The sequence below is a fragment of the Brevibacillus centrosporus genome (assembly GCF_003710815.1).
Taxonomy (GTDB): domain Bacteria; phylum Bacillota; class Bacilli; order Brevibacillales; family Brevibacillaceae; genus Brevibacillus; species Brevibacillus centrosporus.
In genome coordinates this window covers 21,739-48,179 of record NZ_RHHP01000014.1, presented here as the reverse complement: position 1 = coordinate 48,179, position 26,441 = coordinate 21,739, and the positions used below count along the sequence as shown (strand labels likewise).

Here is a 26,441-nt window from a genome sequence, read left to right as displayed (position 1 = left end):
TGCTGGACATATTACCCACCCTTTCCACTCATACTATGGGGGAAAGGGTGGGATTTTTTGTGAGCTGGTTGATCGGTATCGTCCTTTTTCTTTTACTTATGCTCTTGATTACTCCTGTCCAAATCCACCTGTACTACGGACGCGTGGGGGAGAATGATCATATCGTTGTAGAGCTGTCTGTGTGGTATCGATTGATCCGCAGGAAATACGAGATACCCATGGTTTTTATGAAGGCAACAGAGGAAGGACCGGAAGTAGTAGCAAAAGTGGAAACGGTGCAGCATAAAACGAAGACCAAAGACAAGGTTCAGGACCTGACGCGCAAGCAGGTGAACAAATGGTATCACAACTACAGGGAAGTGCTGGAAAGAGTTCATGACATGCAGCCGCTATTCGCAAAGTTTTTAAGACGAATCCACTGCACACGCCTGGAATGGCATACGGTGATGGGGGCGGGGCAAGCATCAGAGACAGGTGCACTCACGGGTATCATCTGGGCGGTCAAAAGCATGATCGTCGGCGCTATTTCCAACGCCATTTCCTTGCGCATCATTCCCAGCTTGAGTGTGCAGCCCGTCTGGAACCAAGCGTTTATACGAACCCAATTTCAGTGCGAGCTCCACGTGATCCTGGGCCACATCTTTTTGGTTGTCTTTCGATTGTTCATCCAGCTGCGGAAGGGGCGCACGCGAAAGTGGCGGACGGCACCCTCTGAGGCGTAAAGGGCATGATGACGTACATGCTCCAAGGTTTTTAGGGCATGTTAAAGAATGCGGAAGATCGAAAGGAGGAAGGAACTTGGCAGACCACCCCATTCAAGGCTTAATGCGAACGGCGATGGAAAATATCAAGCAAATGGTCGATGTCAATACGATCATTGGGGATCCAGTGGAGACACCGGACGGCAGCGTGATTCTGCCGATCTCCAAAGTGGGGTTCGGCTTCGCAGCGGGGGGGAGTGAATTTCAGTACGATCGCGATCACCCAGGTGCAATCGGCTATCCCTTTGGCGGTGGTAGCGGGGGAGGCGTTTCCATTACGCCCGTTGCGTTTCTTGTCGTAGGGAAACAGGGAATCCGCTCCATCCCACTGGAAAATTCGACGCATCTGTACGACCGGATACTGGACTCTGTGCCGCAGTTTGTGGACAAGCTGCAATCGATGTTCAGCAAAAAGGATGATACTTCTCTTCATTCCACCACCGTGGTGGCTCGAGTAGAGGAAAGCGACCTCGAGGATCTCATGGATCGAAGCTGATAGCGAGCAAAAAAACAGGTACATCCACAGAAGTGGTGTACCTGTTTTGGTTTTAAAAGAGAAGATTGATAAACAAGCCTGTGTTCACCACATGAAGATAGCGGAAGCTGGAGGTCGAAAGCGAAGCATATGGCTGGCGGCTTGCCGCATCTTCAAAGGGACGGGAAAACGCTCCAAGGGGCTTGGTTTGCACCCGTATGGCTTCTTCCCGAAATTGCTGGGCCAAACCGCGCATGTCCTGGACAAATTGATCGTGGTACTGGGCAACCTCTTCCTGAAACACCTCTTCTCGCAGCTCCATCTGACCGTCCGACTGCAAGCGGATTCCGTAGCGGTTCAAGCTGCTGTCTGCAGCTCGAGAAATCCGCTCAAATGTCTCCAGCCTTTCATGAATCAAGGTGTTTTTCTTTTCCTGTAGGAAGGCGTGAAGCCGATTGAAGCGATCTACCAGTATGCGCGTATGCTGCAGGAGTCCCTCGTGATCAGGGACGACCGTGATCGATAATGGGCCAGCTCCTTTTTGGTGCATAGATACGCGAACCTCACCATTCCCGATCAAGATCTGGTTATTTGCGGAAGAGCGCTTCGCCCCATCCAAAAAGAATACCGCATCTCGAGCAGGGACACTCACCTGCTGAACGCCAAGTGCCCGGACGCTATTTCCTTTTTGATCCTGTATGGCAAAGGCGTTCTCTTTTCCCGTAGCTTTCCTTTCGAGAATGAGCGCTTGCTGGTCTCCCTGCGATTTGATTCGCGTGGAAAGCAAAGACCCTTGACTCCCCAATGCTTCCGCCATCCTCTGGATACTTTGACCATGCGTATCGGTCGCAGCAGAATAAAAGGTATACGAATCCTCCTGATTTTCCGTCACGACGAAAAACTGCTGTTGACCTTCTGCTACAGAGGTGGGAGAGGCCGCTTCTGCCATTTTTCCTTTGTTGGCTTGGGCATTCGCTAAGCTGGCAACATCGAGCCGATACACTCCGATCTTGGCGTGTGCCTGTGCTTGAGCAGTTGCTGTTTCAGGGTCAGAGCTGATGGCCAATCGTTTGCTGACAGCACTGCTCGGACGCTCGGGATCGAACTGGCGGGCCGCTCTATCCAAATCAGCAGAATAGCGGTACAGGCGCGAGAGAGAGTCGGAAAGTTCCGTCATCCATTGCTGTTCACGGGTGTAGAACGGCTGAAGGCTGTAGCTGATGATCGGATCGACAGGTGCCGTCAGTTTTGCTTGTACCATTTGGAAATGGTAGCGGCCAACGCGGTGGCTATACGGGATATGGCTGATCCGGTTCACTCTCATACCGGTCACCTCCTACGTTCAATGGTCTACACCCATTATAGTGGATCTTTATTCCATTTCAATCAGGAGATCGCCTGTTTCGATAGCTTCTCCCGCTTTGACGTAGACGGACTTGATTTTGCCATCTGCAGGGGCCTGAATGGTTGTCTCCATTTTCATGGCCTCGCTGACCAAAAGATGCTCGCCTTTGCGTACCTTGTCACCTTCAGCAACGAGGACTTTCAGTACTTTTCCTGGCATGGATGCACCCAGGTGAGCTGCGTTTTGAGCGTCTGCCTTGCGTCGCACCTGTTCGCTGACTACCGCAGATTGGTCACGTACGAAAATTTCGCGTGGCTGCCCATTCAGCTCGAAGTAAATGATGCGGCGGCCATCGGGATGGAGTTCGCCTACAGCAACCAGCTTGATGATGAGTGTTTTTCCGCGCTCGATCGTAATGGCTGTTTCTTCCCCTGGACGCAGCCCGTAGAAGAAGGTGGAGGTATTCAGGACGGAGAGATCGCCATATTCCTTCATCCGTTGGTCGAACTGCAGGTACACCTGCGGATACATAATGTAGGAGAGCACATCGAGCTCGTCCGGTTCGCGCCCGATCTTTTCTTCCAGCTCTGCTGCGACTTGAGTGAAATTGACAGGTGCCAGCAGTTCACCTGGACGTGCGGTGAATGCATCGCGGCCTTTCAGCACGAGCTCCTGCAGCTGTTTCGGGAAGCCTCCCGGTGGTTGACCCAGATAACCTTGGAAGAACTGAATGACGGAATCCGGGAAGTCGAGGCGCGCACCTTTTTCCCAAATGTTTTCCTCTGTCAGGTTGTTTTGTACCATAAACAAGGCGAGGTCTCCTACTACTTTGGAGGACGGCGTCACTTTGACGATATCGCCGCACATCTGATTGACCACCGCATACATATGCTTGACCTCTTCCCAACGACCTTCCAAGCCAACCGCTTTGGCCTGCTGCTCGAGGTTGGTGTACTGCCCGCCTGGCATCTCGTGAACGTATACCTCGGTGTTGCTTGCTTTCATGCCGCTTTCGAAGCCTTGGTAGTACGGGCGAACATCTTCCCAGTAGTCGGAGAGTTTGTTGAAAGCATCCAGCGAGAGCTTGCTGTCTCTCTCCGTGTGGGCGAGGCTCGCGATCAGACCGTTCAAGCTTGGCTGGGAGGTCAGACCGGACATCGAGCTGACGCATGCATCGACGATATCAACACCAGCTTCAATCGCTTTGAGCAGCATCGCGGCACCGTTTCCAGAGGTGTCATGCGTATGCAGGTGTATCGGGATATCGATCTCCTGCTTCAGGGCGTTCACCAGCTCATAGGCTGCATAAGGCTTGAGAAGTCCAGCCATGTCTTTGATCGCGAGGATGTGCGCTCCGGCCTTTTCCAGCTCTTTTGCCAGATTCACGTAGTAGGCGAGTGTATATTTGGTTTTCGCAGGATCGAGAATATCCCCTGTATAGCAGATGGAAGCTTCGGCGATTTTTCCGGTGTCGCGCACGGCTTCGATCGCCGTTTGCATACCTGGCAGCCAGTTCAGGCTGTCGAAGATACGGAAGACGTCGATGCCATTTTCAGCAGAAGCTTTTACGAACGATTGGATGACGTTGTCGGGATAGTTCGTATAGCCAACGGCATTTGCCCCGCGCAACAGCATTTGGAACAAAATATTCGGGATGCGCTGACGCAAAATCTGCAGCCGCTCCCATGGAGACTCCTGTAGGAAGCGCATGGTTGTGTCAAACGTAGCGCCACCCCACATTTCGAGGGAAAACAGGTCTGCTCCAAGCTTTCCGGTAGCTTCAGCAACGGAGGCGAGATCGTACGTACGAACGCGAGTGGCAAACAGAGATTGATGAGCGTCGCGGAATGTCGTATCCGTTACTAGTACCTGCTTCTGATCTTTGATCCAACGTACGAGTCCGTCTGCTCCTTCGCGGTCCAAGATTTGCTTGGTGCCTTCTGGATAGGGCTGGCTGTACGGTGTACGCGGGATACGCGGCGAGTCGAAGTGTGGTTTTTTCTCCGGCTTGCCGAGTCCGGGATGTCCGTTTACAATGGTGTTCCCGATGTAGGAGAGCAGCTTGGTACCACGGTCTTGACGGCCTGGGAAAACAAACAGCTCTGGTTTGGTGTCAATAAAGGAAGTGTTGTAGCTGCCGCTCAGGAAATCGGGATGAGTCACAACATTTTCCAGGAAGGGCAGGTTGGTTTTTACTCCGCGAATGCGGAACTCGCGCAAGGTCCGCAGCATTTTGCGAGCAGCCTGATCAAAGCTTGTTCCGTACGTCGAAATTTTGACGAGCAGGGAATCGTAAAAAGGTGTGATAATGGCACCAGGGTACCCGTTTCCGCCATCGAGGCGAACACCGAAGCCGCCACCGGAGCGCCAAGCCAGAAGACGACCTGCGTCAGGCAGGAAGTTGTTCTCCGCATCCTCTGTCGTCACACGACACTGGATGGCGTAGCCGTTCATGGAGATGGCATCCTGAGAGGCGATGCCGATCTCGGCGTCAGAGAGGACATGGCCCTCGGCGACACGGATCTGCGCTTGTACGATGTCGATGCCTGTAATCAGCTCTGTGATGGTATGCTCCACCTGGATGCGTGGGTTGACTTCAATAAAGTAAAAGCGTTTGTCAGGCGTGAGCAGGAACTCGACGGTACCGGCATTGGAATAGCCGGCTTTCTGCATCAAGGTCAGGGCAGCCTGGCAGATTTCTTGGCGCAATGCGTCATCCAAAGACAAGCTGGGAGCAACTTCTACGACTTTTTGATGGCGACGCTGGACAGAGCAGTCACGTTCGAAGAGGTGCACGATGTTGCCGTGGTTGTCGCCGAGAATTTGTACTTCGATATGTTTAGGCTGCTCGAGGTAGCGCTCCAGATAAACCTTTGCGTTGCCAAAAGAGGAGCGGGCTTCCGAACGAGCGCGATCCAAAGAGTCCTGGAGCTCGTCTTGGCTGCGAACGATACGCATACCGCGACCGCCACCGCCTGATACGCCTTTGATGATGATCGGGTAGCCGTATTCTTTGGCAAAGAGCAGCGCTTCCTGCAGAGATTCGATGGGCTCGGGTGTGCCAGGAATGACTGGGATATTGGCTTCAATCGCCATTTTTCGCGCTTCGACTTTGTCGCCAAACTTCTCGATCAGCTCAGGCGACGGACCAATGAAGATGATTCCTTCGTCCTTGCAGCGCTGGGCAAACTCAGCGTTTTCTGCGAGGAAGCCATAGCCTGGGTGAATGGCATCGATGTCGTTGCGCTTGGCAATTTCGATGATGCTTTCGATGTCGAGGTAGGCCTCGATGGGACCTTTACCTGCGCCTACCAGGTAGGATTCGTCCGCTTTGAAACGATGGATCGAGACGTTGTCCTGCTCCGAGTAGATCGCTACAGTACGGATCCCCAGCTCGGTCGCCGCACGGAATATGCGGATCGCGATTTCTCCGCGGTTTGCGACCAGTAATCGATTAATGTTTCTCTTTTGCATGGTCTCTCACTCCTTTTTTATCTACGCCAATCCAAAAACAACTTAAAATTGCTTGAAAAATATATATAGTTTAAATATACAAAAATCTTTGTAGAGAAGACAGCGTTATTTTCATACATGCTGTTGACCAACTAGATAGGAGCTGTGAATCATGAGCAAAACGATGCCTGTATTTGTGTACGGAACCCTGCTGGAGGGCTTTATGAACCATGCTTTATACGCAAAGCCCTACGACTGCGAGGTCCAGCCAGCGAAAATCAAAGGGGAGGTCTATCACTTGCCACAGGGCTATCCTGGCTTGCTCGCAGGAAATGACGACGTAATAGGGGAGATTCTCCTCTTTTCCCCAGAAGTCTTTGAAAAGGCAATAAGCGCTCTGGACGAGCTGGAAACTTACTTTGGCCCAGAGGATTCGCGAAATGAGTACGAGCGAATCGAGATTTCGGCGGTCCTGGTGCAAACAGGCGAAGAAGTGATCGCTTATGTATATCGCTACCTGGATGCGGAATATGTGAAGCAATGGGGAACGCGTATCCAAGATGGCGATTGGCGCCGCTACATGCTGGATGTGCTGGCTGAATAGGGGAAGGTGCTTTTGCCAAAACTGGTAGGGAAAAAGGAGGGATCCCTGCCATGGAACTGCTGAATGAGGCTCCTGCCCAAATCTGGCGCTTGTTGATTCCGGCGAGTCATTGGATGTTTCCTGACGAAGTGCCGGAAGACGAACTGATCTTTCATTACCGTGACCATATTTATTTTGTCAACAATGACGGCTCTGTTCTCTCCATGCCCAAGCCAGCCTGCTATGATTTGCTGGATTTGGGAACACTGCTGGAGTATCTGGCTACCTCGGATGAAACGATTGATTTTGATGACGAGGGACAATTCGATTATGGCTTTGTTCTGAAACAAATGGGTTACATTGTGCCAGTCAAGCAAAAAACGAAGAAGGCCAATTATCAAATCCACATTATCAACACGGCTTTACCAAAAGCGCATGCCAATCGCTATGAATTGAAGAACGTTCACTTTGGCTTCGCGCTCTACCATGCTCTGATGCGCTGCCATGAGCTGAACGCGAAAACTGATTGGGAATACGAACATGAAGTGAAGCGAATAGAAAAGGTAGAGTCGAATTCCTCTGGAAAAGTGCAGCTGAATCTGTAATTTCTACTATTGGCATAGTGAAAAAAAGTGAATGATAGGGTATGATGAGTAAGTACATATGAATGATTGGTGAGGAGGAAGAAATCATGACAACAGCTGTTGAGCGCCAAGGCGCATTCGTATTCAAAGGTGGCCCTGTAACTTTGGTGGGTCCAGAAATCAAAGTGGGCGATACTGCTCCTGATTTCACAGTAGTAGGTGGCGATCTGAACCCAGTAACTTTGGCTGATTCCAAAGGCACCGTTCGCATCATCTCCGTGATCCCTTCCATTGACACAGGTGTTTGCGATGCGCAAACTCGCCGTTTCAACGAAGAAGCAGCGAAATTGGACGGTGTAACTGTTCTGACTGTTTCCGTTGACCTGCCTTTCGCGCAAAACCGTTGGTGCGGTGCTGCTGGTATCGACAAGGTGAAAACCGTGTCTGACCACAAAGACCTGTCCTTTGGTACTGCCTATGGCGTAGCAATCAAAGAATTCCGCCTCTTGTCCCGCGCTGTTTTCGTTATCGACGCAAACGACAAAGTGGTACATGCTGAGTATGTTGCGGCTGCTGGTGAGCATCCAAACTACGAAGCTGCGATCGCTGCTGCACAAGCTGCGAAATAAATTTCATCGCACATCGATGGAATAACCAAGCCCTCTTCGTCTATCCGGCGCAGGAGGGCTTTTCATTTGGAGCAATTCAGATAAGAATTCCAGGGGAGGGTCCCGACAATAACGAGAGTACACGAGAGGCCTTTCTGATCCCCAATTAATCTAACATGCAGATTAGTGGATTATGTCTTCCTTTGCGATTGAGATTAGAGCAATTGCTACACAAGCAAGGTCTAAACGACAGTTTAATAAAACAGCGGCGAGTCTAAGACTTTATTTTCAAGTCTTAATTCGCCGCTGTTTCGTTTATTATGGTCAGTCTATAACTGGAGAGTCTTTACTTAATTTCGCACAATAACGCATCTACTTAGGATTTGCAGTTTACAGGACAGGCTGCCTTAAGCCCGGCCGTTGATGGGTTTCGCCCCACTTGCACATGATTTCCATAACGGGTACCAACGTCTTTCCATAATCACTTAACGAGTATTCCACTTTCGGGGGGACCGATGGATAAACCGTCCGTGTCACCAGTTGGTCGCTCTCCAGCTCTCGCAAATGCTGGGCTAGCATCTTCTGAGTCACCTCGGGAATCAGCTTCTCCAGCTCGCTGAACCGTTTGGTGGAGTCTAACAAAAGCCATAAGATTGTAGGCTTCCACTTCCCGCCGAGCACGTGAATTACCGTTTCAATAGGACATTTTCTCTCCAGTGCTGCCTTTGTCCCAGCTTCCATCCAATCCCTCCCTGCTCAAAGCTTACTTTCAAGTAAGTACCCTACACGAAAGTGGGTTCTTATCAAGATTTTAGGGCGGTGCTAACATGAAGTCAATCAAGCAATGAAAAATTTGGAAATCGCTAGGAAGAGGGAATAATGATGAAGATTATTGTTTTCGGAGCAACGGGAAACACGGGAAGAAAGGTACTGGAACGAGGCGTTAATAGGGGGCATGAAATGACCGCCTTCGTGCGCAATCCCGAGAAGCTTTATGAGCAGCAAGGCGTGGAGATTGCGGCGCAAGTGAAGGTGATCGCGAAGGACATCATGGATCCGGAAAGCGTCTACGAAGCGCTCTTGCAGCAAGGCGCCGCTATTATTGCTGCTGGTAACGCCGCACAGGGAGAAGAGTTTGTTCGTATCGTCGATAACATCGTCAGCCAGTGTGAAAAAAACACGATGTTTTCTGGACGGGTATGGTTAATGGGAGGAGCCGGGCTGCTCGACATTCCTTTTACCGATTTGATGGGCAATAATTTGCCCGGGTTCCCGCCCATGTACCAAACTCACAACCGGAATCTGGAACGGCTGCGTCAGACGAAGCTCGATTGGTCCGTCATGTGCCCGGGAACGATGGTCGAAACGGCCGATCTTCCGTCGTCCGTTCGTATGCATGTAAGCACAAACATTTTGCCTGTGCCTGTTCCGGAGAACATCAAGGACTACTCCGAAGCTGAAATTGCCGGCCACCTGTTCAGCCGGTTTAAGGAGCTGGATGTTGCTTACGAAGATGTAGCGAACTGTATGCTGAACCACCTTGAGCTTGGAGGGCCGTTTAAAGGCAAAAGAGTCGGCCTCGCTTACCAAAGCGAGCTGCCTGTAAGCTGAGCGCGGAAGGAGACTGCCTATATGTTCGGAATGCTGCTCGTTTTGCATATACTCTCGGCGATTGCTTTCATGGGATCCGCATTCCTCATCCCTATCATTCGTAGGTCAGCCCAAACAGCCAGCCAGCTTCGCTTTGTCTTCGATATCACGGCCAAGCTTTCCTGGCTGCCTAAAATAGGCGGAGCTGCTCTGATCGCGACTGGGATAGGGCTCATGATCTTAACCGGCATGGGACTGTCCCAAATGTGGTTGACTGTGTCCATTCTGTTGTCGCTGCTCCTGGTGGTCGCGATTGGCGGATTCATCGAGCCTCGTTTGCAAAAAGTCACGAAGCTCGTGGCGGCAAGCAGTGGGGATGAGATACCTGCCGAGTTTTCTCGAGCGATGAAAAAGATCGCGCCACTAGAGCTGGCGGTGCAACTGCTGATGATTGCAGTTATCGTGCTGATGGTCATCAAGCCGTTTTAGTCTCCACCACCATACGCTACGACCGAATCTTCGGGATAGGGAGCGAAATAAAAACCTTTATTATCCAGTTTAGATCCATGGATTGCTCAAAAGACCGGGACTCCTTGTAGAATAAGGGGGTCTCGGTCTAATACTTTATTTTCTGAGAATAGTATTGACGTTTTTGTAACCATTGGTTATATTATAACCAATGGTTAGTAACCGATGGTTATAATGTGGAGTAACAACTCGACAAGGAGTGTCTCAAGATATGGGTAGCCGACAGGAAATGCGTTCAGAGGAAACCAAAAACGCCATTTTGAAAGCAGCAGGTGAGCTGTTTTCTCAAAAGGGATTTGAGGCGGTATCGATCCGGGAAATTGCCAAAGCGGCAGGCTGCTCGCACACAACACTGTACATTTACTTCGCCGATAAGAAAGCGCTGCTTCACCAGCTCTCCATCGGACCTTTGCAGGCTTTACAGGAGCAGATGGAAGCGGCATTGTCCGATTCATCCCTTAGTCCTGAAGGGCGGCTAAAAAAAGTCAGTTTGCAGTTTATTACGTTTTGCTTGCTTCACCGGACGATGCATACCTTGTTCTTCATGGTAAAGGCATCCCGCGTTGATGTTGCGGCAGAGCCGACGGAGGAGCTGCAGATACAGCGGACGCGACTGTTTGAAGTCCTGAGAAGGGCACTTATCGCGTGTTTGCCTGAGCATGATCAGCAGGATGAAAATCTCGCGTTTGCTCGTATTTATACCTATACCCTGCAAGGGATTATCGGGACGTATACACACTCTGAGGAAACGGTTGAGCAGCTGCTGGAACGTTTGACGCCGACGTTTGAGCTGTCTTTAGAGGTATTGCTGGAAGGCTGTAAACAAGTATTACGCAGAGGAGAGGGTAGAGGATGAAAGTCGAACAAATCTCGCGTCACATTTATAGCCTGCATACGTGGATGGTTATTCCCTTGCGTGTTTGGGTGGTAGTGGAGGAGGATGGTGTGACACTGATTGATGCTGGAATACCTTTTATGGCAAAAGGTATCCTATCTTTTATCGATCGATTGCATGCAGGGCCGCTCAAGCGCATTCTCCTGACGCACGGGCACTCCGATCACGTAGGGGCAGTCAAACGGATAAGGGAAAACACCCAAGTTCCCGTGTATGCGCATTCCATCGAAATACCGTATCTGGAGGGCGAGCTGGCGTACCCTCGCCGAAAGAGACCAGAAGTCACCGTGACGCCAGGAGTCGTGCAGCCACTTGCTGTAGATGAATGCGGAGAGCTTGAAGTTGTCGCCGGCCTGAACCCCTATCTCACTCCAGGACACTCGCCAGGGCATGTGATTTATTATCACGAGGAAGATCAAGTGGTGCTGGCAGGCGATTTGTTTACTTCAAAGGCTGGGAAGCTTCACAGACCGATGCCAATGTTTACGGCAGATATGGCACAAGCCTTGAAAAGCAGTGTCATCCTGCGAGAGCTGCAGCCCGTGCATTTGGAGGTATGTCACGGCAAGCCTGTCAAAAGGCCAGCAGAGCATCTGGATGAATATTTGCAGGCGACTGCTCAGGCGCATTCCCTGCCAGGCAGTGTATGGCAATAGAAAATCTTTTTGCGGAAGATCTGACGAGCCGGGTGAAACGTCCCGGCTTTTTTTGCGTCCTTTTAAGTGAGGTGATTGCATGAAGATGGATGGAAAGATCATTCGTTATTGCCTAGCTGCGACCTTATTGCTGACAGGTTGTCAATTTTGGCAGACCAATCAGTCAGCCCCCAAGCAACTGCCACAGCCCCCTGCCCCCTCGATTACGTGGATGGGGAAAACGGCTGTCACTGTTCCCACTTCCTCTTGCTGGCATTATGAAAGTCAAGGAGTTTGCAAGGACACAGCCGCCCCTCCCGAAATCATCGGAGAAATGAAGCCACGACCGCTCTCTGTCAAACCGGGAGCCACCCTCACTGTCACATTTCCTCAAGCTCCTCTCGAAGAAACACTGCGGGTCACCCAATGGATCGGAACAGAACAGATCGAGCAGCCGCTGGAGAACGGGAACGAGTGGAAAGCTCCTGAAGTGCCAGGCTGGTACATGTTTGATGTTCGAGGAGAATGGGATCAAGGCGATGCTGGACATGCCTTCGTAATTGAAGTGCGCAGCCAGCAGCTTTGACGAGCGCGCTCCTCAGCGGACGATGCCCTCCTTTTTTGGTATACTGTCAAAAGGGAACACCTAAAGGAGAGACAACATGCAAGAAGAATTACTACGATTTATCGCGGACCAAGAGGATGCTGGTCGCACCGTACGGGACGTTTTGCAAAAGCGTTACGGGGTATCCCGCCGCCTGCTGATTCGGGCCAAGTTCAAAGGGCTGATCACACGTAATGGACAGCTGGTTTTCGTCAATGAAAAGCTGCAGGCAGGTGACGAGATCGCGGTGATGGTCACCGAGGATGCAGAAGAAACCGTGCCTCCTGAAGATATGCCGCTTTCGATTCGGTATGAAGATGAGGATTTGATGATCATCGCTAAGCCAGCAGGTCTGGTGGTGCATCCTACAGGAAACCATGCGAGCGGCACATTGGCTAACGGAGTCATGGCCTACTGGCAAAAGCGGGGAGAGTATCGGCGGTTTCGTGCCGTCAACCGTTTGGATAAAGATACATCAGGCCTTTTGATCGTCGCAAAAAATCAGTGGGCGCATGAGCAGTTCAGCCGACTGCAGCAAGAGCGTTCGCTGCACCGCATCTATCAGGCGATCGCGGAAGGGGTAGTTGAGGCCGATTCCGGGACGATCGATGCGCCGATTGGGCTTGCAGAGGATTCCTTCATCACGAGGCAGGTTCGTGCTGACGGACAAACCGCAATCACCCACTATCGCGTGCTTGCGCGAGGACAGGGGATGAGCCATCTGGAGTTGAAGCTCGATACGGGGCGAACGCACCAGATCCGGGTGCATATGAGCAGTCTCGGGCATCCTTTGGCAGGAGACGACCTGTACGGAGGGAGCCGAGAGCAGATTGGCAGACAAGCTTTGCATGCCTGTCAGCTGTCCTTTGTTCATCCGCGCAGCGGTGTCCAGATGGTGTGGACGGAGCCGTTGCCGCAAGACATGAGCGAGCTGGCTGGAAAGCTGTTCGGAAAACAAGCGTGAAGGGAATGCACATCGGCATTTTCCTCTAGAAAAGTGTAAGCGGTTTCGATATGATAAAAGCAAATGATTGATTTCCAAACAGTGGAAACAATCGGACGACAGCTGGCTGTCTGTGGGGATTTGTCCAAAAGACGTTTTCTCTTTAGCAGATAGAGCCCAGCTTGCGCCTGATGCATGTTTCGGAACGTTTGACAGCGGGGAGCCCCCACATTTGTCATGCAACCGAATCGGCTTGGGGGTAAGCTGGGCTTTTTCCTGTTTTCCGATGGTTCCACTTGAGCCTACGAAGGGGGAAATGAAGATGGCCTTTTATCATTGCATGGGGGAAGTGCCGAAAAAAAGGCATACGACGTATTACAAGCCAAACGGCGAGCTATATCGTGAGCAGGTCATGGGAACGAAAGGATTTTCCGGTATACAATCGATCCTGTATCATCACAACCCTCCTACCCAGGTACGTTCCACCAGCAAATTTGCGGATTGGAAGCCCGAATTCGTTCCACAGCATGAACTCAAGCATCAGCACTTCAAAACATTTGATTTGCGTCCAGGAGGAGATCCGATCACAGGCCGCTGCTATTTGCTGGGAAATAACGATGTGCTCATGGGGGTATGTGTGCCGACTGAGCCGATGAATTACTTTTATCGCAATGCAGACGGTGATGAGGTTCTTTTTGTTCACGAGGGCGAAGGAGAACTGCAGACGATTTTTGGCACACTGCCTTATTGGCCCGGAGATTATCTGGTAATCCCCATTGGCACCACATACCGCCTTGTTCCATCGGCGCCGAGCCGTTTTTTGGTCATCGAGTCACAAAATGAAATCGTCCCGCCGAAGCGCTACCGCAATGAGCACGGGCAGCTGCTGGAGCACTCCCCCTATTGCGAGCGGGACATTCGTGTGCCGGAGAGGTTAGAGACGCATGTCGAGAGCGGCGAATTTGAAGTGCGCGTCAAAAAGCAATCGGCTGTATACAGCTACTTTTTTGATTTCCATCCCTTTGACGTCGTAGGCTGGGATGGGTTTTTGTATCCGTATGCGCTCAGCATTCACGATTTTGAACCGATCACCGGGCGCATTCATCAGCCGCCGCCTGTGCATCAGACGTTTGCCGGGCAAAATTTCGTGATTTGTTCATTTGTGCCACGCCTCTACGACTATCATCCCCAGTCGATCCCTGCGCCGTATTTCCACAGCAACGTAGAAAGCGACGAGGTGCTATACTACGTAAAAGGGAACTTTATGAGCAGAAAGGGTGTTTTCGAAGGCTCGATTACGCTTCATCCGATGGGGATTCCGCATGGCCCCCATCCAGGCAAGATCGAAGGAAGCATCGGCAAAAAGGAAACGACGGAGCTGGCCGTCATGCTCGATACCTTCCATCCACTGCAGGTGACGCGCCAGGCATTGTCCGTAGAGGATGGGGGGTATATGGCGAGCTGGCTCCCACCAAAAGAGTGAGAAAGCGAGGCTACGGAATGGAATTATCGATGGCGGAACTTGCGAGGCAAGCAAAATACAAGCTGCTGACAGGCTGCGTAATCCCAAGGCCGATTGCTTGGTTGACCTCCATGGACAGAGCCGGTCTAGTGAACGCAGCGCCTTTCAGCTACTTTAATGTAGCGAGTGTCGAACCGATGATGCTATCCGTTGCCGTCATGCGCAAGCCGGACGGAATGCGCAAAGACACCGCACGAAACATTGCGGAGGGCGGCGAGTTTGTTGTGAATATGGTGGATGTGCACAATGTAGATGTCATGAACCAAACATCTGCGGAGTATCCGCCAGAAGAAAGTGAGGCAGCAGCACTAGGTCTTGAACTGCTGCCTTCTGCTTCTGTGAGGGTACCGCGTCTAGGTGCATCCCGCATTCATTTTGAGTGCAAGCTGAATCAAATCGTGGAGCTGGGAAGTCCTACGGTATCGGATCTCATTATTGGAGAGGTCCTGCATGTGCAGGTAGACGACGAGCTGTACCACAACGGTCGGATTGATGCCAGAGCGTTTGCACCTGTGAGCAGGCTGGCAGGGCAAGGCTACGCGACATTGGGTGAAGTGTTTGAGCGTCCACGGCCCATCTACGAAAAGAAAGGGAATGCAATCAAATAGGAAGAGCAAAGACCGCCCTCCAAGTCAGAGCGGTCTTTTGCTTGGAGCGCTCGGTTATTTCGGAACGAGACCCGGATATTGGGAAACCGCATCCGGCCTGATCCAGCGGTCGTATTCACCGGAAGTGCTGGCATTTACGGGAGGGCCGTAAGGTGTGACGTTTGGCTCTAGGCCAAAGGGATGCACGACGCTTTGCTGGTAGTAAAAATGTCGATCGCTCTGTATGAAGCTGCGTTCTTCGGCAGTGTTCCCAGCGCACCCGGCCAGTAATAAGAAAGCTGCGAGCCAGATAAATGGCATGACTGATCACCTCTTCTTGTAGCGTAAACGGGATACGCCCATTTCATGCAGAACACAGCTGATCTCCGTCCCGGGTCGGAGGACAAATCCCTCTATGGGCCATTTTGCGATAGTTGGCCGTGGGGTATCCTGTAGATACAAAGCAAAGCGGAAGCTGGCAGAGAGGAAGGATTAAGATGATGGAAAGACGTTTATATCGTTCGCAGCAAGACAAACGACTGTTTGGGGTTTGTGGGGGGATTGCCCATTTTCTGCGAATGGATTCGACGCTCGTGCGGGTGGGGGTCGTCATTTTAACCGTTTGCACGGGGATCCCGATCCTGATCTATTTGCTTTTGGCAATGATTATGCCGAAAGAGCCTAGATGGTCTTACGTGGGGGATGGGTTTGACGGATTTGAACGCCCCTATCCGAGCCAATCGCGAATGAACGATCTGGATTCGGAAATCGATCGCTTGGAGAAGCGTGCGCTTGTGCACGAGGTCCATAGACTTCGCACTGAATTGGGGAAATACAAAAGCGTCTAAAAGGACAAAGAGACTTCTGCGCGCAAGTGGAGGTCTCTTTTGCTTCTTGCCGGGGATGTCGTGAAAAAAAGGCCCGTCTACTGCTTTTTGACATGGAAACATATGGGATCGGCCGCATAACATGTAAGGTGGATAATGTACATAGGGAGGGAAAAGCAGTGTATCTCGGCGTATTTGACTTGAACCAGCGTTTGGAGCAAACGAGGAAAGTCCTGAGGGAAAAGCAGCACTTGAAAAAGCTGATCGAAGAAGACATTCAGGAATTGGAAAAAGACATTCAAGACCTGGAAGCAATGACAGGCGATAAGAAGCTCGCAACAAGTGTACAAGGGTAAAACCATGAGGATGGGTGGAAACAAATAGAAAGTGGCTGCTGCATGGGAATGCGGCAAGCCACTTTTTTAACGTATAGAAATTTATAAGCGTTTACGATTATGAATTCCGGAGCGCATGGCGAAGTGCCGCAGCGTCCGCTTCAGGCATTACTTCGGTAAAACTTTCCGCTAAAACGCGGTCGCTCCTCCTTGAACAGGCCACGATAGAGGATTTCTTATCGGATTGCGATGGATGTATCAATCAGCTTCTCCACAATGGCGGGGAGCATCTGGATGGCGCCACTATCGGTTCCATATGTTTGACTCTCGGCATAGGTCCCTTCCATCAAAAGGCGAAGGGTATAGGCAAGCTCAGACGGATGAGCAGCACCCAGCGCTTCCGCCATTTCCAGAAGCGCATCGTGAATCCTCCTCTGGTGTGTGGTGACAAGCTCCCGAACAGGATGCGCAGTATCAGGAAATTCAACGGCAACATTGAGAAAGCAGCAGCCTCGATAATCGGTGCAGGAGGCTTTGGCGGCCAGGTCGCGAAAAAACTGAATCAACTGCTCCCGGGGCTGGTCAGGATGCTTGGACAAGCTGAGGTTCCACTCTGTCCAAAAAGCCTCCTGCTTGCGGCTGATGTAAGCTAAGATCAGGTCGGTCTTGGAGGAAAACTGACGATACACACTCATCTTGTTAATCCCAGCCCGCTCGACCACGGCGTCCACACTGACTGCGTGTATGCCTTCCTGATCAAACAGCTCCTCGGCAGCGTTCAGGATGATTTCCTGCGCCTGCTCCCGCGGGATTCGCGTTCGTTTCCCAGTGGTCATGATGCTAGGACTTCCAGATATCGGCCACGATTTCATAGGAGCGCAGGCGGTCTGCATGATCAAACATGGACGTCGTGATCATCAGCTCGTCAGCTTGTGTAGCGTTCAAGAGGGACTGCAGCTCCTCTTTGACTTTGTCCGGGCTGCCGATGATGGAGGAACGAAGCTGGGACTGAACGGACAGCTTTTCAAACTCCGTCCACAGGTCATCCATGCTATCCACTGGAGGCTGAATGGGCTTGAGATCGCCACGGATAATATTCAGGAACGCCTGGAAATGAGTGGTAGCGAGTCGCTCCGCTGTTTCATCTGTGTCGGCAGCCATGACGTTGACCCCGACCATCGCATACGGCTCCTGAAGTACCTCAGACGGACGGAAGCTGTGACGATAGGTTTGCAGTGCAGGCAGGGTGTAGTTGGGTGAAAAATGTCCGGCAAAAGCGAACGGCAATCCGAGCAGACCGGCAAGACGGGCGCTGAAATCGCTGGAGCCGAGCAGCCAGATCGGGATGCTCAGCCCCTCGCCTGGAACGGCGCGTACACCTGCAGGGGTATGGCCGAGGCTAGGATTGAAATATGCGCGCAGCTCTTGCAGAAGTTCAGGAAAGTCCTCGCCATTTCGCAAGTCGCGTCGCAAAGCACGCGCTGTGCGCTGGTCCGCTCCCGGTGCTCTTCCCAGTCCGAGATCAATGCGCCCAGGATATAGGGATTCTAAAGTGCCGAACTGTTCGGCGATGGCCAGAGGTGCGTGATTCGGGAGCATGATCCCGCCAGAACCTACGCGCAGTGTCGTAGTACCTCCCGCGATATGACCAATCAAAACAGACGTGGCGGAGCTGGCTACGCTCGGCATGGAATGATGCTCGGCCAGCCAAAAGCGATGGTATCCCCATTTCTCCACATGCTGAGCCAGATCTAGACTTTTTTTGTACGACTCGGTAGCGTTGCTGCCCTCTACGATTGGAGACAAATCCAAAACCGACAGGGGTATATTGCGAAGCTGCTTGGATGAAGCATGGCTGTCATTAGCAGATGAAGACATGTATGAAAAACCTCCTTTGAAGGTTTGTTACTAGTTAGTAACAAATGTACTTGCATCATACGAACCTGCCAGTCAACTGTCAAGTTTCCGATGTTCGATTCAGCACATCGGAGAACCACAGGCAAAAGAAAAAAGCCCTGTAATGGGCTTTTTTCTGTAGTCATGACCTTATTGTTTAGTCAAAATGACAGGTCCATCCGCTGTAATGGCGATGGTGTGCTCATATTGCGCAGAGAGCTGTCCGTCCTGTGTGCGAGCTGTCCAGCCATCTGCATCGATCTTGGCGTGATACGTACCGATATTGAGCATAGGCTCGATGGTGATGACCATGCCTTCCTTCAGGCGTTGTCCGCGTCCTGGAGGTCCGAAATGCGGCACGTACGGCTCCTCATGCATATCTTTACCAATACCATGTCCGGTAAAGTCACGCACGACGGAGTAGCCGTTTGCTTGGGCAAAAGTCTGGATCGCGTGGGAAATGTCCCCGATCCGATTGCCGACCACTGCTTGCTCTATCCCTAAGTACAGCGACTTTTCCGTTACTTCCAGCAGCTTTTTCGCTTCTGGTGAAACGGTACCGACTTCATACGACCATGCAGAATCAGCCAGCCAGCCGTCTTTGCGGACAACCATGTCGATTGTCACGATGTCTCCGTTTTGAAGGGGGTCCTTTTTAGGGAAACCGTGGCAGATCACGTCGTTGACTGAGCCACAGGTCGCATACGGATAACCGGAATACCCTTTTTGCTCAGGAGTAGCTCCGTTTTTGGCCAAGAACTCTTCTACAAATTGATCAATGTCCCAGGTAGAAACGCCAGGACGAATCATCTTCGCAATTTCCCGATGGCAAGCGGCCAATATTTTCCCTGCGGCGCGCATCAGTTCAATTTCTTCTGGTGTCTTGAGGATAATCATCGACTCTCTCCTTGTCCCCGCTTTTGATACTACTGCGTACATATATAGTGTAGACCCATTTGAGGCTAATTGCCACCGTGAAAACTGCGTGGTAGGATGAGGAAGAACTAATCACCGGGGGGTAGGTAGCATGGACAAGTTTCAGGAACATCTGGCGAACTACCAGATACATGTAAAAGAAGACGCGGAAAAGCGCGTACAATTCATTCGTGAACAGATTGATGGGCCGGGTCTGGGTGGCGCAGTCGTAGGAATTTCCGGCGGGATTGACAGTGCCGTGACAGCTGCGCTCTGCGTACAAGCATTGGGCAAGGAGCGGGTAATCGGGGTATGGCTGCCAGCTTACTCCCAGGATGTCCATGCGGAAGATGCGCAGCGCCTGGCAGATGCGATCGGTCTAAACCTGGTGACCGTAGATGTCGGAGCGGCATTTGATGCGATCGTTCCTTCGATCGAAGGCGTGCTACCACTGGATGCAAAGACAAAAGGAAATACGAAGGCACGTCTTCGCATGACGGTTCTTTACGCGATTGCGAACCAAAAAGGGTACCTCGTTGTCGATACCTGCAACCGCAGCGAAGTTTACGTAGGCTATATGACCAAAGGCGGAGATGGACTGGCGGATATTAATCCGGTTGCCAGCCTGACGAAGCATGAGGTTCGGATCCTGGCAGCAGAGCTGGGTGTACCTACATCGATCATTACGAAAGCTCCGTCCGCTGACTTGTGGGAAGGTCAAACAGACGAACAGGAAATGGGCTTTACCTATGAAGACTTGGACCGTTTGCTCATTACTGGCGAGACAAGACCGGAAGCAAAAGAGCGCATCGAGTACCTCCATCGCATTTCCGAGCACAAGCGCAACTTGATGCCGGAAATTTAATGGATGGCAGTCTGAGCCAACAGTTGATTCTTGGGCAAATTTGTACGATAATAGAGGTTATGCATAGATCTTTTTCGAGAAAGAGGTGGAACAGATGTCGACGACAGAATTGATGCTGAGAACAAGTCTGGAAGGACGAGTGAAGCGTACGTTGCAAACGTACTTCCGTCGCCCCAACTTCGTGTTGATCAGTGAAAGCCTGGGTGCGAACGGCCTGTCCCCAGAGCAAGTGGAACTAACGCTGGAGCTCTTGAAGCAAGATATGACCGTTGCCGAAATCATGGAGCAACTGCGGGATAAAGGCTACTTTGCATAAGCGTGTAAACAAAATAAAAAGGCCGGTCTGATCTACTCAGAACCGGTCTTTTTTTATGCAAGTGCGTTGCGTGCGGCATCTCTTACGAGGTACTGCGAGAGACGGAGCGACGCATTTTTTTGCGGCGATATAACTGAAGGGCAGCGTAAACGAGAAAATAGCTGGCGATTGCTACAACAAAGCCCATCACGGCGCTCCCTGTAAAATAGGCGAGGCCTTTTTCCTTCATCCAGAGCAGCCATTTTTCCCATGGAGGCATCGCACCGTGAGCGAAATGCTCATTCATAGGCTTGCCGACGATCGCGTACCCAAGATTGTAATTGAGTACCATAAAAACTGGGAGGACTAACTTGCCGATAACAAACGCAATCAATCCAGCTGGCAAACTGGCGCGAAAAATTTTAATCAGTGGAAACAGAAGTAAAAACGCCAAACCAAAAGTTGGCAAGGTAATGAATTCGACGAAAATACCTACGGAAAAACCGCGGGCGACAAATGAAGGAGCACCCTTCATACGAATCAGCTTGTAGTACTCAAACTTTAGTTTGCGGTAGATTTTTTTCCACATCCGGCCTGTCCCTCGTTTATCCCGTTTCTCTTTCTCTACGCTTTATTATACCGAATCGACATTTGGAAAGCCACGGCGCCTGTCTATAGATTCGCCATTTTTCTACAAAAAGTTTATTTTTACTCAACAAGAAGGTGAGCCCCAATTTTGACGGCTTGTTTTAATTTAGTGATCTAGGTAACCGTACAACGCCAGAGGAATAAAGTCAACCGGGCTGATTTGAGAACGCAGCTATCTTTTGGCATAATGGAGAATAGGGCGGACAAGCCAGAAAAGTGGTGAGGCAAAATGGAAGAAATGATGTCGTCTTTTGGCGGATATATTACGCAATACGGTTACGGAGCTTTGTTTGGTCTATTTTTTCTGGGGATTCTGGGAATGCCGCTGCCAGAAGAAACGCTGCTCGTTTTTTCCGGTTTTCTCGTCTCTACGGGTAAATTAGATTATTGGCCTACCTTTCTCGTGTGCTTTCTCGGCTCCGTGACGGCAATGACGGCTGCTTACTGGATTGGCCGTACTCTTGGATACACCTTTATTGAACGCTATGGAAAGCGATTTGGCTTGGGGTACACTGTCTACAAGAGGACAGAGGATTGGTTCAATCGCGTTGGAAAATGGGCGCTGCCTGTCGGATACTTCATTCCGGGAGTCAGACAGTTTACAGCGTATTTTGCAGGCATCACCCGATTGCCGTTTCCCACCTTCATGCTTTACACGTATCTGGGAGGCCTCTTTTGGAGTCTTCTGTTTGTCACGTTAGGCTGGCAGCTCGGGGAGCGCTGGGATGAAATGTTTGACCTGATTTCCCGCAACCTCGCTATCGTATGCTTGGGGCTATTGGCGATCGTCGCGATTTGGTCCTATGTACGCCATCGAGTCAGCGTGGCAAGAAAACCAAAACGGGAGGAATCACAATGAATGAAGAAGACCGCAAAGAAGACCGCAAAGAAGATCACAAAGTAGAAGAAGACACAACAGCAAACTTGCCTGCCGTGCGACAGACACAAGAGCTGATTCCGGTCGTGCTGCCGGAAAAGCATCAACGTTTTTACGATAAACTGCGGGAAAAGATAGAAGGCTTCATCAAAGATAAAGGCGTCAATGAAACGGTTGCCAGCTATATTCTGCTAGCTCCTGACCTGTTCGTGCTGCTGGCAAGACTGATGCTCGACAAGCGAGTGAGCGTCCAATCCAAAGCGATCGCGGGTGTTGCTGTCGCTTACTTTATTACTCCTATCGATTTTATCCCGGAAGTGTTGGTTGGAGGCTTCGGGCTACTCGATGATGTGATTCTGGCTGTTTACGCCTTGCGGAAAATTCTCGTGGATGTCGATGAAGTCGTCGTCCGGGAGCATTGGAACGGCCAAGAGGATGTGCTTAGCGTGATCACGAAGGTGGTCAAGTCAGCAGATGATTTGGTCGGCAAAAAGATCGTGAAAAAGCTGGAAGAGACCTTGTTCCGAAAAAAATAGGCTGGGATGGGAGAAAAGATGAAATATTTGGCGGAGTATCTGGAAGGAGAGCGGGTAGTGGGATTTTGCCTGGTCAAATCGAAAGAAGCGGGTGTAGCCAGCAACCAGAGTGAATATCTCAATCTGGAGCTGGGTGACCGTTCCGGCACGATTATGGCCAAGCTGTGGGATGTCAGCCCGGAGATCAAGGAAGCGATTGCGGTCAAAGGGATCGTCAAGATTGACGCCACTGTGCAAAGCTACCGGGGAAAGAAGCAGTTGGTTATTCAGCGGATTCGGCCTGCATCTACATCGGACGAAGTCGAGATGGAGTCCTTGATCCCGATTTCGCCCGTCCCTGTCGATGAGCTGTGGGAAAAGCTGCTAAAGACAGTGGATGGCCTGCAAAGCAAGATACTGCAAGCGATTATTCGCGAGGCTCTGGCTGACGAAGAGATTCACGGCCGTCTGCGTCAATTCCCAGCAGGCGTCCGGATGCATCATAACTACTACCACGGCTTGCTCGAGCATATTGTTTCCCTGCTGACGGCAGCGGAGAGACTGTTGCCGCTCTATCCTCAGGTGGATCGGGATGTGCTGTATGCGACCTGCATCATGCATGATATCGGCAAATTGTACGAGCTGTCTGATCCGATTGCCCCCGACTATACAACACCCGGGCAGTTGATTGGGCACTTGGTCATGGGGGTAGAGATCGTGAGCGGGATATGCCGCAAGCTCGATATTCCACTGGGGGACGCGGAGGTACTGCACTTGAAGCATTGCATCCTCAGCCACCATGGCGAAGTGGAAAACGGCTGGGGCAGTGCGGTTTCCGGCAAGACGCCAACCGCTGTACTGTTCCACTATCTCGACCAGATTGACAGCAAAATGAATGCCTTGGGGCAAACCTTGGCGGATGCCGGTGAAGAAGAGTGGGCCTATGCCGGAGTGCTCAGAAGAAAAGTGTGGCGCGGTTACTAAAGATGTCATTTCGTCGTCTGTAAAGCATTCAGGCGACTATTTTTTTGTTCCGAAAGAAACGTTTTTCCTTTTGTTACCGTCTTTAGTAGGAGCTACTGTAAAGAGGAGGAATCGATGTTGAGAAAGTGGAACAAAGCAGCATTTTTGTTGGTAGCGGCCAGCTTGTTGGCTTCACCGGCGACATGGATCGAGCCATCTATTGCCCATGCGAGCATCAATAAGAGTGAGGTAGAAATCATTCCGCTGCCAGCCGATCTCGTGCAGGTACTCAAACATCTGAAGGAGGACTTTGTCCCGGCGCTGGGAAATCTCCATACGGACGCGTTTACGAAGGAAGGCTCAGAATACCGAGTGAAGCTGTCGGATAAGAAGAGCAAGATCACTTCTGGCGTATCCCTTGACCTTACGGTGGATGAAAACGGAAATATCTTAGCCCTTGAGCTGAAAGACCCAGATCGCGATAAGACGAAACATTTCGATAAAAAGGCTGTTTATCAAAAAGCGGTCAGCTTTATCCGGGAGCAGGTTGGGGTGGACATCGCGGTCTCTACTGCAGGATATCTAGCGACACAAAGGGGGACAGCAACGGATCAGCTCCTGGTCGTTCCCTTTTACCAGACACAAAATGAAGTGCCATTGAGCAAGAAGATGGGCGAAGTGATGCTCGACGCGAATGGTCAAGTCGTTATGTTCAATCAAAAGAAACAGAAGCTTCCTGCAGGTACAGAAGCAGCCGACCCGAAAAAAGCAGTGGCAGCTGATCAGGCGATGAAGGAGTGGGAGGAAGCTCTCACCATGGAGCTCGTCTACGATCAGGAAATTGGCAAGCTTGTGTACGTACCAGAAAATGAGCCGAAGATCGATAGTCTGACAGGCAGAATAGCTCCGGACTTGTACGTCGAAGTAAAAGAAGAGCGGAAGATCAAGGGAGCTGCAACGAAGGACGTATGGAAAGATCAAAAAAGTATGGAAAAAATGCTCGGTGAGGACCTTCATCTGACGCTCAACCGTTTGAGATACGACTTCGTAAATGAAAACGACAAGAAAGCCGACGTCTCTATTCACGAATGGAAAGCTGTCGCAAATGAGAGTGTGAAGATCACTCTGGATCGAAAAACAAGGACACCACTCAGAATCGAAGTAGAGGGTCAAGCCGAAAAAGAACTCGAAACCCCTTTGACAGCAGAAGAAGGCAAAAGAGCCGCACAGCAATTTGTAGAGAGGTATTTGCACGCCAAAGAACAAGCATTTGTACTGAAGACGACAAGTCTGGCTAAGCAATTGCCTGCGTGGGTCGATCAGGAGCAAGGAAGACTGCATCCAAAGTACCGCTACGATTTCTATCCCGAGGTGAACGGCATACCCGTAAAATCTGCTGCCTACACCATTGAGGTGGATGCCAAAAAGGGAAAAGTGGTCTTTGCACAAGTGAACGATGCAGTGGCGCTGCCGCCGAGTCAGGTAAGCAAGCAAGGACTGATTGGCGAGCAGAGTGCGAAAGAAGCCTTTCTGAAGCAAGTCAAGCTGCGCTCGTCTTACTGGTACGCAAAAGCAGCCAATCAGACAGCTGAGCTTCAGCAGCTCGTCTATGAGGCGACGGAAGACAGCCTTTCTCATGCGGTTGATGCACACAACGGCGGTCTTGTAGACAGCTGGCTTGCGTGGGAAGAATAGAAGGAAGACGTCTGGCCTGGCCGATGGCTGCGCCAGGCTTTTCTGCGTAGGAAAAAGCTATTAATTATCGGAATAGAGAAACACTTTGAATGAGGTAGGATTTTTTATTCTTTTTGTAGAATACCTCTTTGATTCCCATTTGATTGGCAAACAATGCCGGTCACGAGAAGGAGAAAGTTCATGAAACGGCCAACCTATACCCTACCAAGTATTGTAAAAAAGGTATTCCGGTCCGGTGAGCGCTCCCTCCCCCGAACAGAAGTCTGCTCCCGGATGGAAGGAAACGAGCTGAATGCTTTTTTAAACCTAGACAGTGCAGCGCTGCTTGATAAGGTGCTGGAGCAGGAGCAGTCACCCGTACGGGTTGGGAGCTCAGAAGCGATTGTGGAATTGACCTACCAACCTCACCAGCTGTACGATCTGGCGTACCGTTTTTTGCGTGATACCCTCACGCCTAAGAAAATGGATCAGATTGTGGCGGAGCTTCGTCGTCAAACCCAATTTGGCTGGAATCAGATTCAACGGCTATTGCAGCTGGAGAAGGATCCTCGCTTTGTGCAGTACCAAGGCGACCCTCGCTGGTTTCTGGCAGAGTGGACACTGAGCAACGATCAAGTATTCGCTTTTTGCCGTGACAACGGTATCACGCAGGTGACCACTCGCTCCCTCGTTCATTTTCTCGAACAGGAAGTGGGAATTGCGGCAGAGGCAGCCTTCTTGCCGGTACTGGATGATCGCTTCCGGATCGACGGAGAGAGGCTGTACATCATTGTTCGCAGTGAAGAGCCATATGAAGATGAGTCGGCGGTCATGGAAATTGCTGTTACCGCCGCTTCCGAAACGATAGCGAAGGCCGAGGAAGAAGCAAAAGAAGACTTGACCGAATCGGGACAAACCGTGCAGCTTTTGGAAGAACATCACGAAACAACGAACCCTAAGGAGGAAAAGACAATGACTACCATTACTGAACAAAACGTATTGAAAGAGGTTCAAGAACTGATGCAGAAGGCGATTATCCTTTTGGAATCCCGTCAGCAAGAAATGGCACAGGAAGTTGTCGATCATTTTCAACAAAGCAATATGCAAGCTATAGAAGTGCTGATGAAAGAGAAACATAAACATGAGCAGATCGTACTCGGCATCGAGCAGGTGCTGGCTACAAGTGAACAACAATGAGTAAGCTTGAGGCTACAATCCGGTTGGAGCAGAGGTTTGCCTTGCTACGCGAAGTCATCGCGAGTTATCGGATTCGGCTTCAAGAAATGGAGCAGGAAGTGGTGCAGCTTTTTTCCACCAATCAGCTCTCTGCTATTTCTGCATGCATGGGCGAGAAGCAGCGCATCGTCAGGCTGATGAACCGTCTGGAGCAGTTTATCCACCAGTGGGAAAACAACGGCGATGTGGGTATCGTTCATGAAACTAAACGAGAACCCTTGAACACATGAAGAATAATGCGGTAAAATAGGGGGATTGTGCAGGATTCCCCGCGCATGCCGC

31 protein-coding genes are annotated in these 26,441 nt (G+C 50.9%); 23 read left to right on the top strand and 8 right to left on the bottom strand.

Annotated elements, in window-relative coordinates; all coding sequences use genetic code 11:
- Positions 1–59 precede the first annotated feature (59 nt).
- Both EDM55_RS13930 and ytfJ read left to right on the top strand, forming a co-directional pair.
- Positions 60–722, top strand: a complete 663-nt coding sequence (locus tag EDM55_RS13930) for a DUF2953 domain-containing protein (protein ID WP_092267897.1) — start codon at positions 60–62, stop codon at positions 720–722.
- 76 nt (positions 723–798) lie between these two features.
- The gene (gene ytfJ, locus EDM55_RS13925; protein WP_092267517.1) at positions 799–1,257 is read left to right on the top strand and encodes a GerW family sporulation protein; all 459 of its coding nucleotides are present in this window, start codon (positions 799–801) and stop codon (positions 1,255–1,257) included.
- A gap of 52 nt (positions 1,258–1,309) precedes the next feature.
- Here the strand turns inward: ytfJ and EDM55_RS13920 are convergent, their stop codons facing one another.
- Both EDM55_RS13920 and pyc read right to left on the bottom strand, forming a co-directional pair.
- Positions 1,310–2,560: a flagellar cap protein FliD N-terminal domain-containing protein gene (locus tag EDM55_RS13920; protein WP_122960563.1), complete on the bottom strand. Its 1,251-nt coding sequence runs from the start codon at positions 2,558–2,560 to the stop codon at positions 1,310–1,312.
- 48 nt (positions 2,561–2,608) lie between these two features.
- The gene (gene pyc / locus EDM55_RS13915) at positions 2,609–6,055 is read right to left on the bottom strand and encodes a pyruvate carboxylase (RefSeq protein WP_122960562.1); all 3,447 of its coding nucleotides are present in this window, start codon (positions 6,053–6,055) and stop codon (positions 2,609–2,611) included.
- Positions 6,056–6,206: 151 nt separating this feature from the next.
- On the opposite strand from pyc, the gene EDM55_RS13910 reads away from it, so the two are divergent.
- From EDM55_RS13910 to tpx, 3 genes are all read left to right on the top strand, one after another.
- The gene (locus EDM55_RS13910) at positions 6,207–6,638 is read left to right on the top strand and encodes a gamma-glutamylcyclotransferase family protein (protein WP_092267520.1); all 432 of its coding nucleotides are present in this window, start codon (positions 6,207–6,209) and stop codon (positions 6,636–6,638) included.
- Positions 6,639–6,688: 50 nt separating this feature from the next.
- The gene (locus tag EDM55_RS13905; protein WP_092267521.1) at positions 6,689–7,222 is read left to right on the top strand and encodes a hypothetical protein; all 534 of its coding nucleotides are present in this window, start codon (positions 6,689–6,691) and stop codon (positions 7,220–7,222) included.
- A gap of 86 nt (positions 7,223–7,308) precedes the next feature.
- Positions 7,309–7,830 (top strand): thiol peroxidase, encoded by a 522-nt coding sequence (gene tpx / locus EDM55_RS13900; protein WP_092267522.1) that lies wholly within the window; start codon positions 7,309–7,311, stop codon positions 7,828–7,830.
- A 369-nt stretch (positions 7,831–8,199) separates the two neighbouring features.
- Here the strand turns inward: tpx and EDM55_RS13895 are convergent, their stop codons facing one another.
- The gene (locus EDM55_RS13895) at positions 8,200–8,550 is read right to left on the bottom strand and encodes a winged helix-turn-helix transcriptional regulator (RefSeq protein WP_122960561.1); all 351 of its coding nucleotides are present in this window, start codon (positions 8,548–8,550) and stop codon (positions 8,200–8,202) included.
- A 138-nt stretch (positions 8,551–8,688) separates the two neighbouring features.
- Here EDM55_RS13895 and EDM55_RS13890 point away from each other — a divergent pair, with 138 nt between their 5' ends.
- The 8 genes from EDM55_RS13890 (at position 8,689) to EDM55_RS13855 (ending at position 15,134) form a co-directional block, all read left to right on the top strand.
- Entirely contained in the window at positions 8,689–9,420 is a 732-nt protein-coding gene (locus EDM55_RS13890; RefSeq protein ID WP_259676085.1) for an NAD(P)-dependent oxidoreductase, read from the top strand.
- A 21-nt stretch (positions 9,421–9,441) separates the two neighbouring features.
- Positions 9,442–9,888, top strand: coding sequence for a DUF2269 family protein (locus tag EDM55_RS13885; protein WP_122960559.1), 447 nt, complete (start codon positions 9,442–9,444; stop codon positions 9,886–9,888).
- A gap of 250 nt (positions 9,889–10,138) precedes the next feature.
- A complete protein-coding gene (locus tag EDM55_RS13880; RefSeq protein ID WP_122960558.1) occupies positions 10,139–10,783 on the top strand; it encodes a TetR/AcrR family transcriptional regulator in 645 nt (214 codons plus the stop codon).
- Positions 10,780–11,478 (top strand): MBL fold metallo-hydrolase, encoded by a 699-nt coding sequence (locus EDM55_RS13875; protein WP_122960557.1) that lies wholly within the window; start codon positions 10,780–10,782, stop codon positions 11,476–11,478. Before EDM55_RS13880 ends, EDM55_RS13875 begins: the two co-directional genes overlap by 4 nt.
- A 79-nt stretch (positions 11,479–11,557) precedes the next feature.
- Entirely contained in the window at positions 11,558–12,043 is a 486-nt protein-coding gene (locus EDM55_RS13870) for a hypothetical protein (protein ID WP_122960556.1), read from the top strand.
- A gap of 76 nt (positions 12,044–12,119) precedes the next feature.
- Positions 12,120–13,025: an RluA family pseudouridine synthase gene (locus EDM55_RS13865; protein ID WP_122960555.1), complete on the top strand. Its 906-nt coding sequence runs from the start codon at positions 12,120–12,122 to the stop codon at positions 13,023–13,025.
- A gap of 301 nt (positions 13,026–13,326) precedes the next feature.
- Positions 13,327–14,487, top strand: coding sequence for a homogentisate 1,2-dioxygenase (locus tag EDM55_RS13860; protein ID WP_122960554.1), 1,161 nt, complete (start codon positions 13,327–13,329; stop codon positions 14,485–14,487).
- Positions 14,488–14,504: 17 nt separating this feature from the next.
- A complete protein-coding gene (locus EDM55_RS13855) occupies positions 14,505–15,134 on the top strand; it encodes a flavin reductase family protein (protein WP_122960568.1) in 630 nt (209 codons plus the stop codon).
- Between the two features lie 54 nt (positions 15,135–15,188).
- On the opposite strand, the gene EDM55_RS13850 is transcribed toward EDM55_RS13855, so the two are convergent.
- On the bottom strand, positions 15,189–15,434 hold the full coding sequence (locus EDM55_RS13850; RefSeq protein ID WP_122960553.1) for a hypothetical protein: 246 nt from the start codon (positions 15,432–15,434) through the stop codon (positions 15,189–15,191).
- Between the two features lie 176 nt (positions 15,435–15,610).
- Here EDM55_RS13850 and EDM55_RS13845 point away from each other — a divergent pair, with 176 nt between their 5' ends.
- Entirely contained in the window at positions 15,611–15,961 is a 351-nt protein-coding gene (locus EDM55_RS13845) for a PspC domain-containing protein (protein WP_174769316.1), read from the top strand.
- 158 nt (positions 15,962–16,119) lie between these two features.
- Positions 16,120–16,296 carry a PCRF domain-containing protein gene (locus EDM55_RS29960; protein ID WP_139228068.1) on the top strand — a complete coding sequence of 59 codons (177 nt, stop codon included), beginning with the start codon at positions 16,120–16,122 and terminating at the stop codon, positions 16,294–16,296.
- Positions 16,297–16,511: 215 nt separating this feature from the next.
- Here EDM55_RS29960 and EDM55_RS13840 read toward each other — a convergent pair whose 3' ends face one another.
- From EDM55_RS13840 to map, 3 genes are all read right to left on the bottom strand, one after another.
- A complete protein-coding gene (locus tag EDM55_RS13840; RefSeq protein ID WP_122960552.1) occupies positions 16,512–17,111 on the bottom strand; it encodes a TetR/AcrR family transcriptional regulator in 600 nt (199 codons plus the stop codon).
- A gap of 4 nt (positions 17,112–17,115) precedes the next feature.
- Complete coding sequence (locus EDM55_RS13835) at positions 17,116–18,153, bottom strand: LLM class flavin-dependent oxidoreductase (RefSeq protein WP_122960551.1); 1,038 nt, start codon at positions 18,151–18,153, stop codon at positions 17,116–17,118.
- A 168-nt stretch (positions 18,154–18,321) separates the two neighbouring features.
- Positions 18,322–19,068: a type I methionyl aminopeptidase gene (gene map, locus EDM55_RS13830; RefSeq protein WP_122960550.1), complete on the bottom strand. Its 747-nt coding sequence runs from the start codon at positions 19,066–19,068 to the stop codon at positions 18,322–18,324.
- Positions 19,069–19,198: 130 nt separating this feature from the next.
- On the opposite strand from map, the gene nadE reads away from it, so the two are divergent.
- Both nadE and EDM55_RS13820 read left to right on the top strand, forming a co-directional pair.
- A complete protein-coding gene (gene nadE / locus EDM55_RS13825; RefSeq protein ID WP_122960549.1) occupies positions 19,199–19,951 on the top strand; it encodes an NAD(+) synthase in 753 nt (250 codons plus the stop codon).
- Positions 19,952–20,045: 94 nt separating this feature from the next.
- Complete coding sequence (locus EDM55_RS13820) at positions 20,046–20,267, top strand: hypothetical protein (RefSeq protein WP_092267545.1); 222 nt, start codon at positions 20,046–20,048, stop codon at positions 20,265–20,267.
- 82 nt (positions 20,268–20,349) lie between these two features.
- Here the strand turns inward: EDM55_RS13820 and EDM55_RS13815 are convergent, their stop codons facing one another.
- Positions 20,350–20,835, bottom strand: coding sequence for a DUF2062 domain-containing protein (locus EDM55_RS13815; RefSeq protein WP_092267546.1), 486 nt, complete (start codon positions 20,833–20,835; stop codon positions 20,350–20,352).
- Positions 20,836–21,123: 288 nt separating this feature from the next.
- Between EDM55_RS13815 and EDM55_RS13810 the strand changes: the two genes are divergently transcribed.
- The 6 genes from EDM55_RS13810 to EDM55_RS13785 all read left to right on the top strand — a co-directional run bounded on the left by EDM55_RS13810 (position 21,124) and on the right by EDM55_RS13785 (position 26,389).
- Complete coding sequence (locus tag EDM55_RS13810) at positions 21,124–21,753, top strand: DedA family protein (protein WP_092267547.1); 630 nt, start codon at positions 21,124–21,126, stop codon at positions 21,751–21,753.
- A complete protein-coding gene (locus tag EDM55_RS13805) occupies positions 21,750–22,307 on the top strand; it encodes a YkvA family protein (protein WP_122960548.1) in 558 nt (185 codons plus the stop codon). The genes EDM55_RS13810 and EDM55_RS13805 overlap by 4 nt, the downstream gene beginning before the upstream one ends.
- Positions 22,308–22,325: 18 nt before the next feature.
- Entirely contained in the window at positions 22,326–23,270 is a 945-nt protein-coding gene (locus tag EDM55_RS13800; protein ID WP_092267902.1) for a 3'-5' exoribonuclease YhaM family protein, read from the top strand.
- Between the two features lie 114 nt (positions 23,271–23,384).
- Entirely contained in the window at positions 23,385–24,944 is a 1,560-nt protein-coding gene (locus EDM55_RS13795) for a YcdB/YcdC domain-containing protein (RefSeq protein ID WP_122960547.1), read from the top strand.
- Positions 24,945–25,124: 180 nt separating this feature from the next.
- Positions 25,125–26,120, top strand: coding sequence for a hypothetical protein (locus EDM55_RS13790; protein ID WP_092267550.1), 996 nt, complete (start codon positions 25,125–25,127; stop codon positions 26,118–26,120).
- Entirely contained in the window at positions 26,117–26,389 is a 273-nt protein-coding gene (locus EDM55_RS13785; RefSeq protein ID WP_092267551.1) for a hypothetical protein, read from the top strand. Before EDM55_RS13790 ends, EDM55_RS13785 begins: the two co-directional genes overlap by 4 nt.
- Positions 26,390–26,441: the final 52 nt, after the last annotated feature.

What these genes read in the sequence shown, in the direction of transcription:
- EDM55_RS13920 (WP_122960563.1), bottom strand. Translation starts at nt 2,560, where the DNA reads ATGAGAGTGAACCGGATCAGCCATATCCCGTATAGCCACCGCGTTGGC.
- pyc (WP_122960562.1), bottom strand. Translation starts at nt 6,055, where the DNA reads ATGCAAAAGAGAAACATTAATCGATTACTGGTCGCAAACCGCGGAGAA.
- EDM55_RS13910 (WP_092267520.1), top strand. Translation starts at nt 6,207, where the DNA reads ATGAGCAAAACGATGCCTGTATTTGTGTACGGAACCCTGCTGGAGGGC.
- EDM55_RS13905 (WP_092267521.1), top strand. Translation starts at nt 6,689, where the DNA reads ATGGAACTGCTGAATGAGGCTCCTGCCCAAATCTGGCGCTTGTTGATT.
- tpx (WP_092267522.1), top strand. Translation starts at nt 7,309, where the DNA reads ATGACAACAGCTGTTGAGCGCCAAGGCGCATTCGTATTCAAAGGTGGC.
- EDM55_RS13895 (WP_122960561.1), bottom strand. Translation starts at nt 8,550, where the DNA reads ATGGAAGCTGGGACAAAGGCAGCACTGGAGAGAAAATGTCCTATTGAA.
- EDM55_RS13890 (WP_259676085.1), top strand. Translation starts at nt 8,689, where the DNA reads ATGATGAAGATTATTGTTTTCGGAGCAACGGGAAACACGGGAAGAAAG.
- EDM55_RS13885 (WP_122960559.1), top strand. Translation starts at nt 9,442, where the DNA reads ATGTTCGGAATGCTGCTCGTTTTGCATATACTCTCGGCGATTGCTTTC.
- EDM55_RS13880 (WP_122960558.1), top strand. Translation starts at nt 10,139, where the DNA reads ATGGGTAGCCGACAGGAAATGCGTTCAGAGGAAACCAAAAACGCCATT.
- EDM55_RS13875 (WP_122960557.1), top strand. Translation starts at nt 10,780, where the DNA reads ATGAAAGTCGAACAAATCTCGCGTCACATTTATAGCCTGCATACGTGG.
- EDM55_RS13870 (WP_122960556.1), top strand. Translation starts at nt 11,558, where the DNA reads ATGAAGATGGATGGAAAGATCATTCGTTATTGCCTAGCTGCGACCTTA.
- EDM55_RS13865 (WP_122960555.1), top strand. Translation starts at nt 12,120, where the DNA reads ATGCAAGAAGAATTACTACGATTTATCGCGGACCAAGAGGATGCTGGT.
- EDM55_RS13860 (WP_122960554.1), top strand. Translation starts at nt 13,327, where the DNA reads ATGGCCTTTTATCATTGCATGGGGGAAGTGCCGAAAAAAAGGCATACG.
- EDM55_RS13855 (WP_122960568.1), top strand. Translation starts at nt 14,505, where the DNA reads ATGGAATTATCGATGGCGGAACTTGCGAGGCAAGCAAAATACAAGCTG.
- EDM55_RS13850 (WP_122960553.1), bottom strand. Translation starts at nt 15,434, where the DNA reads ATGCCATTTATCTGGCTCGCAGCTTTCTTATTACTGGCCGGGTGCGCT.
- EDM55_RS13845 (WP_174769316.1), top strand. Translation starts at nt 15,611, where the DNA reads ATGATGGAAAGACGTTTATATCGTTCGCAGCAAGACAAACGACTGTTT.
- EDM55_RS13840 (WP_122960552.1), bottom strand. Translation starts at nt 17,111, where the DNA reads ATGACCACTGGGAAACGAACGCGAATCCCGCGGGAGCAGGCGCAGGAA.
- EDM55_RS13835 (WP_122960551.1), bottom strand. Translation starts at nt 18,153, where the DNA reads ATGTCTTCATCTGCTAATGACAGCCATGCTTCATCCAAGCAGCTTCGC.
- map (WP_122960550.1), bottom strand. Translation starts at nt 19,068, where the DNA reads ATGATTATCCTCAAGACACCAGAAGAAATTGAACTGATGCGCGCCGCA.
- nadE (WP_122960549.1), top strand. Translation starts at nt 19,199, where the DNA reads ATGGACAAGTTTCAGGAACATCTGGCGAACTACCAGATACATGTAAAA.
- EDM55_RS13820 (WP_092267545.1), top strand. Translation starts at nt 20,046, where the DNA reads ATGTCGACGACAGAATTGATGCTGAGAACAAGTCTGGAAGGACGAGTG.
- EDM55_RS13815 (WP_092267546.1), bottom strand. Translation starts at nt 20,835, where the DNA reads ATGTGGAAAAAAATCTACCGCAAACTAAAGTTTGAGTACTACAAGCTG.
- EDM55_RS13810 (WP_092267547.1), top strand. Translation starts at nt 21,124, where the DNA reads ATGGAAGAAATGATGTCGTCTTTTGGCGGATATATTACGCAATACGGT.
- EDM55_RS13805 (WP_122960548.1), top strand. Translation starts at nt 21,750, where the DNA reads ATGAATGAAGAAGACCGCAAAGAAGACCGCAAAGAAGATCACAAAGTA.
- EDM55_RS13800 (WP_092267902.1), top strand. Translation starts at nt 22,326, where the DNA reads ATGAAATATTTGGCGGAGTATCTGGAAGGAGAGCGGGTAGTGGGATTT.
- EDM55_RS13795 (WP_122960547.1), top strand. Translation starts at nt 23,385, where the DNA reads ATGTTGAGAAAGTGGAACAAAGCAGCATTTTTGTTGGTAGCGGCCAGC.
- EDM55_RS13790 (WP_092267550.1), top strand. Translation starts at nt 25,125, where the DNA reads ATGAAACGGCCAACCTATACCCTACCAAGTATTGTAAAAAAGGTATTC.
- EDM55_RS13785 (WP_092267551.1), top strand. Translation starts at nt 26,117, where the DNA reads ATGAGTAAGCTTGAGGCTACAATCCGGTTGGAGCAGAGGTTTGCCTTG.